This window comes from Limnospira sp. PMC 1279.21 (assembly GCF_032349615.1).
GTDB lineage: Bacteria > Cyanobacteriota > Cyanobacteriia > Cyanobacteriales > Microcoleaceae > Limnospira > Limnospira fusiformis.
In genome coordinates this window covers 1-4,988 of the sequence record NZ_JARPLU010000247.1, presented here as the reverse complement: position 1 = coordinate 4,988, position 4,988 = coordinate 1, and the positions used below count along the sequence as shown (strand labels likewise).

The following is a 4,988-nucleotide window of genomic DNA, read 5'->3' as shown; positions in this document are numbered from 1 at the left end:
TATACCGCCTCTGTTACCTTAACGGGTAATAGTGCTATCGTTGCATTGTCCGGGAATAGCCGGATAAATGTCGCGTAAATGTATCAGGTGGGATGAAAGTTTAGAAAAATTCTGGCTATGTTCCCCCTTCCGTGTGTTGGGACGCGCGCAAGCGATCGATAAGGTACAAACTCAAATTCCATTGGAGGTTTATCTATGCGTGGTTTGATGATTGAGGATGTTCTCGAGTCTTTGGTTGAACAAGGAGGCTCAGATATTCACATTCAAGCAGGAGCGCCTATCTTTTACCGCGTCAGCGGGAAACTGACTCCACAACCCCAATTTGGAGAAACTCTCTCTGCTGAAGAGGTGCAGGTTTTGATTTTCCAGATGCTCAATAATATGCAGCGTAAGCAGTTGGAGCAAAACTGGGAACTAGACTGCGCCTATGGGGTTAAGGGACTGGCTCGGTTCCGGGTGAATGTCTACCGGGAACGGGGTTGCTGGGCTGCTTGTCTGCGAGCTTTGGCTTCTCAAATTCCCAATGCTGATAAGTTGGGGGTTCCCCAAATCCTGCGGGATTTGACCGAAAGACCTCGTGGTATGGTTCTGGTGACGGGACAGACAGGATCCGGTAAAACTACCACAATGGCCGCTTTACTTGACTTGATCAACCGCACACGCTCAGAACATATCCTGACTGTGGAAGACCCCATTGAGTATGTTTTCCCTAATATCAAGAGTCTGTTTCACCAACGCCAAAAGGGTGAGGATACCAAGAGTTTTGCTAATGCGCTCAAAGCGGCTTTGCGTGAAGACCCAGATATTATTCTGGTGGGGGAAATGCGGGACTTGGAAACTATCGGTCTGGCGATATCGGCCGCAGAAACGGGTCACTTGGTCTTTGGAACTCTGCACACTAACTCGGCTTCAGCAACAGTAGACCGGATGCTGGATGTATTCCCCCCTATTCAACAACCGCAGGTGCGGGCGCAAATGTCCGGTTCTCTGGTGGGGGTTTGTAGTCAAAACCTGGTACCGCGAATTGGTGGCGGTCGTTGTGCGGCTATGGAGATTATGCTTAATACTCCGGCTATGGGTAACTTGATTCGGGAAGGAAAAACTTCTCAAATTTACTCCCAGATCCAAATGGGGGCTAAATTGGGAATGCAGACGATGGAAATGTCTTTGGCCAAACTTTATCAAGAAGGTAAGGCTACTTGGGAGGCTGCTATGAGTAAGAGCTCTAAGCCTGATGAACTTGAACGGCTCATTGGTCCTCAGCCTAAGGCTGGTAAGGGTCAGAAGGTGAAAGCATAATACCACCAAGTTAGGTAGGTAAGCATCCTTAAAAAGGAGAGTTTTTCAGACCCCCCCCTGCTTGTAGTCTCTCATATAAGTGGGGTTGGTCACTACCTTTTTTAGGGTTGCTATAGTTGCGAACTTGGTGTGCTATGGGAGACTGACAATTATATCTATATAAATAGAGGTGAGATATGACAACTAATAGGATGGTCAAGAGCCACTCTCGAAAACAAGGCTTTGACTTCAAGAAATTCGAGGAAGATCTGAATGTAGCGATGGCATCGATTACGGTGAAAGATCTCGCGATCTTTGCCCGTCAGTTTGCGGCTATGTTTAATGCAGGTATCTCGATGGCTCGCTGTTTAAGTGTGCTGGGAGAACAGTGTGAAAATGCGAAGCTAAAAAGGGCTATTAATACTCTGCGTGCTGATGTGGAAGAAGGGGAGGAATTATCATCGTCGATGAAAAAGTTTCCTGATGTGTTTGACCAGCTTTTTGTGAGTATGGTGTCGGCAGGAGAAACTGGGGGGGTTTTGGATGAAACCCTAGAACGTCTGGCGGTGATGATGGAAAAAAACCATAAAACTCAGAGTGAGATTAAGTCGGCAACTTCTTATCCAAAAACAGTATTGTTTATTGCGATCGCTGTGTTTTTTGGTATGGCTACGTTTTTGCTACCTACCTTTTCGGGTATTTTTGAGCAAATTGGGGTGGAGTTACCTCTGTTTACGGTGATGATGCTGAAAATCAGTGATTTTTGTACGACTTGGCCGCCTATTCCCCAAGCTATAGTAATTGGCTCATTGATTGGTATTTATTTTGCCTATACTGTGGCTTATAAAACTGACTCTGGGCGGTTATTTTTTGATAAGATTTACTTGAAACTGCCCCTATTTGGTGCGATTCTGGAAAAGTCGGCGGTGGCGCGTTTCTGTATTATTTTTGGTAGTCTGACTCGTTCTGGTGTGCCGATTATGAACTCTATGGAAATTGTCCGAGATGTAGCTGGTAATCAGGCGATCGCTAATGCCATTGAGTACGCCAGAAATGAGATTCAACAGGGGGGATTGATCAGTCTGGCTTTACAGGAAGAAAATGTGTTCCCAGGTTTGGCGATTCAGATGATTGCGATCGGAGAAGAATCTGGGGAACTTGATAAAATGTTAATGAAAGTAGGCGCTTTCTATGAAACGGAAGTTGAGGAGGCGGTAAAATCTCTAACCAGTGCGCTAGAACCTTTAATGATTGTAGTAGTAGGGGGTATTGTGGCTTCTGTACTGCTGTCGATGTATCTGCCAATGTTTAAGGTGTTTGAGAGTTTATAAGTGCTACGACACCAAATCGCCGGGGAAATTAATTTCTCCTGTGGTCGGAAAAGATGTTACCAGGTTTTTAAAAAATGCCAGTTCAACAATCCCATTATGAAACTTTGCTGTCTGAATACAGCTATGCAAATACAATGATTAATCTTTTGCAACAGCATCGACCTTATTGGGAAATGATTCCCAGTCTGCGCCGCCCGGAAGAAAGTTTGATCACTCTGCCGCTACCCATTGTCAGGTTACGCAATGGTGTTTCCTATGCGGGGCATAATCATATTACTATTAGCCCAAATCAAGCTGTTTGTCTTCCCTGTGATATTGCGGTGTTGATGTGCGATCCAGAATGGAAGGTTAAAGTCGGCTCGGAAATATTGATTTTTATTCATAAACCCCACGAAGATCTTTCGGATTTACTGAGGCGGTGGAGATTAACTCAGGTTTACTTGGATAGTGGCTATGAATGGGTGATGCCTCATCATTATAGTTATTTGTATTCCCAAGAGGCTGAAAATATTTACCCCCTATTTGTGCTGTTTGCAGAAACTCCAGAACGGATTAAACGGGGTTTACAAGGGGCTCATCTGGCTTGTGTGGTGCAACATCCAAATATGACGGTTGAGCCTTCAGAGGGACCAACTCTTGATGAGATTGATTTGGAAGAATACCAGCCTTGGCGTGGATTACCTGGAGAGAATCAATAAGTGGTTATTAATCAATCTTTGCTGTATAACATCCAATAAAATTAACGAATTTAAGTAAAATGCAAACTACTTTAGTAACTGACTCGAACTCCTATGAGGGGACTTATTGGAAGTGGCGCGATCAATTGATTTATTATGTCAGAGAAGGTTCAGCGGGTGAGGATGTGGCAACGACAAAGGTTGACCAACGCCCCTCTTTATTGTTGGTGCATGGGTTCGGTGCATCGACAGACCACTGGCGCAAGAATATTGAGGGATTAAGTTCTGAGTTTGATGTGTGGGCTATTGATTTGTTAGGGTTTGGGCGATCGGCTAAACCTGATTGGGAATATACTGGACAGTTGTGGCGCGATCAGCTTCATGATTTTATGACCGAGGTGATCGGACGGCCAACGGTTTTGGCGGGTAATTCGTTGGGGGGTTATGCTAGTCTGTGCGTGGCGGCGGATTATCCTGATGGGGTGGCGGGGTTGATTTTATTGAATAGTGCGGGTCCGTTTTCGGATACTCAGACTAAGATAGAACCGCCTACCTGGAAACAAAAGACCTCGAGAATGATGCGATCACTCCTAATTCAGGACTGGACGACTTTTTTGGTTTTCCAATGGACTAGGCGACGTTCAGTAATTCGGAAAACTCTGCAAAAAGTTTATTTGGATCAAAGTGCTGTTACCGATCGCCTGGTGGAGGAAATATATCGTCCTTCCTGCACTCCCGGCGCGGCTAAGGTATTTGCATCGGTGTTTAAGAGTCGTCAGGGAGATCCGGTAGATGTTTTATTATCGCGTCTTCGCTGTCCACTGTTGATGTTATGGGGAGAAGGAGATCCTTGGATGAACTGTCGCGCGAGAAGCGATCGCTTTCGTGAATATTACCCCCAACTGACGGAATATTTTTTAAATGCTGGTCACTGTCCCCATGATGAAATACCCGAACAGGTCAACAACCTAATTCAAAATTGGGTTTTAGTTGACATACTCACCGGGCTGAAGCTACGGTGATTCTTGACACTTCGCGCTCGATGTGCTTGCAAGCCAGTCTTATCTTCCCTCTGTGTCCATTTAAGGTCGTGCCGATGCCCCATGCCGACCATTTCTATATTTCGGGCTGCATTTTCATCTCTATCCTGTTGGGCCCCGCAATTGATGCAAAGCACTGAACGGACAGAGAGATCAAGCTGGCCCCATCGGAACCCACAGCCAGAACCAATTTGACTTGTGGGTTCCCAGCGATTGATGACGTTAAACTGACGACCAAACTTTTCAGATTTAGCCTTAACCAAAACCCTGAATTCCCGCCAACCCTGCCAGCTAATAGCTCTACTGAGCTTTCGGTTTTTCAGCATCCCAGACACATTGAGATCTTCCCAAACGATGGATTGATTCTGATACATTTACGCGACATTTATCCGGCTATTGCCTGACAATGCGACGATAGCACTATTACCCGTTAAGGTAACAGAGGCGGTATCCCGCAAAGCTTTTAGAAAGATTCCAAAAGCACCGTTCCAGTCCCTGGGTAGAGTGAACCCACACTCCGGACATCGGAACACTTTTGAGCCACCTAGCTGGGAATGCACATGACCACAGTGAGTACAGATTTTGCTGGTGTATTCTTCCGTCACATCTATAGCACAAGACAGAATACTTAGGACGTATAATGGAGAGGACGAGATGACTAA

7 protein-coding genes are annotated in these 4,988 nt (G+C 45.6%); 5 read left to right on the top strand and 2 right to left on the bottom strand.

The window, feature by feature from the left end; translation table 11 throughout:
* The first annotated feature begins 67 nt into the window (after positions 1 to 67).
* The 5 genes from P5683_RS22645 (at position 68) to P5683_RS22625 (ending at position 4,308) form a co-directional block, all read left to right on the top strand.
* The gene (locus P5683_RS22645; RefSeq protein WP_006620588.1) at positions 68 to 208 is read left to right on the top strand and encodes a hypothetical protein; all 141 of its coding nucleotides are present in this window, start codon (positions 68 to 70) and stop codon (positions 206 to 208) included.
* Positions 196 to 1,299 carry a type IV pilus twitching motility protein PilT gene (locus P5683_RS22640; RefSeq protein ID WP_006620587.1) on the top strand — a complete coding sequence of 368 codons (1,104 nt, stop codon included), beginning with the start codon at positions 196 to 198 and terminating at the stop codon, positions 1,297 to 1,299. The genes P5683_RS22645 and P5683_RS22640 overlap by 13 nt, the downstream gene beginning before the upstream one ends.
* Positions 1,300 to 1,475: 176 nt before the next feature.
* On the top strand, positions 1,476 to 2,609 hold the full coding sequence (locus tag P5683_RS22635) for a type II secretion system F family protein (RefSeq protein ID WP_396442581.1): 1,134 nt from the start codon (positions 1,476 to 1,478) through the stop codon (positions 2,607 to 2,609).
* Positions 2,610 to 2,683: 74 nt separating this feature from the next.
* On the top strand, positions 2,684 to 3,307 hold the full coding sequence (locus P5683_RS22630) for a hypothetical protein (protein ID WP_006620585.1): 624 nt from the start codon (positions 2,684 to 2,686) through the stop codon (positions 3,305 to 3,307).
* A gap of 59 nt (positions 3,308 to 3,366) precedes the next feature.
* Positions 3,367 to 4,308 (top strand): alpha/beta fold hydrolase, encoded by a 942-nt coding sequence (locus P5683_RS22625; RefSeq protein ID WP_006620584.1) that lies wholly within the window; start codon positions 3,367 to 3,369, stop codon positions 4,306 to 4,308.
* On the opposite strand, the gene P5683_RS22620 is transcribed toward P5683_RS22625, so the two are convergent.
* Together P5683_RS22620 and P5683_RS22615 are read right to left on the bottom strand one after the other, a co-directional pair.
* The gene (locus tag P5683_RS22620; RefSeq protein ID WP_318286293.1) at positions 4,260 to 4,652 is read right to left on the bottom strand and encodes a transposase; all 393 of its coding nucleotides are present in this window, start codon (positions 4,650 to 4,652) and stop codon (positions 4,260 to 4,262) included. The two genes, P5683_RS22625 and P5683_RS22620, sit on opposite strands and share 49 nt — an antisense overlap.
* Before the next feature lie 48 nt (positions 4,653 to 4,700).
* Positions 4,701 to 4,988, bottom strand: a 288-nt coding sequence (locus P5683_RS22615; protein WP_315662936.1) for a zinc ribbon domain-containing protein, incomplete at its 5' end; no start/stop codon positions are given.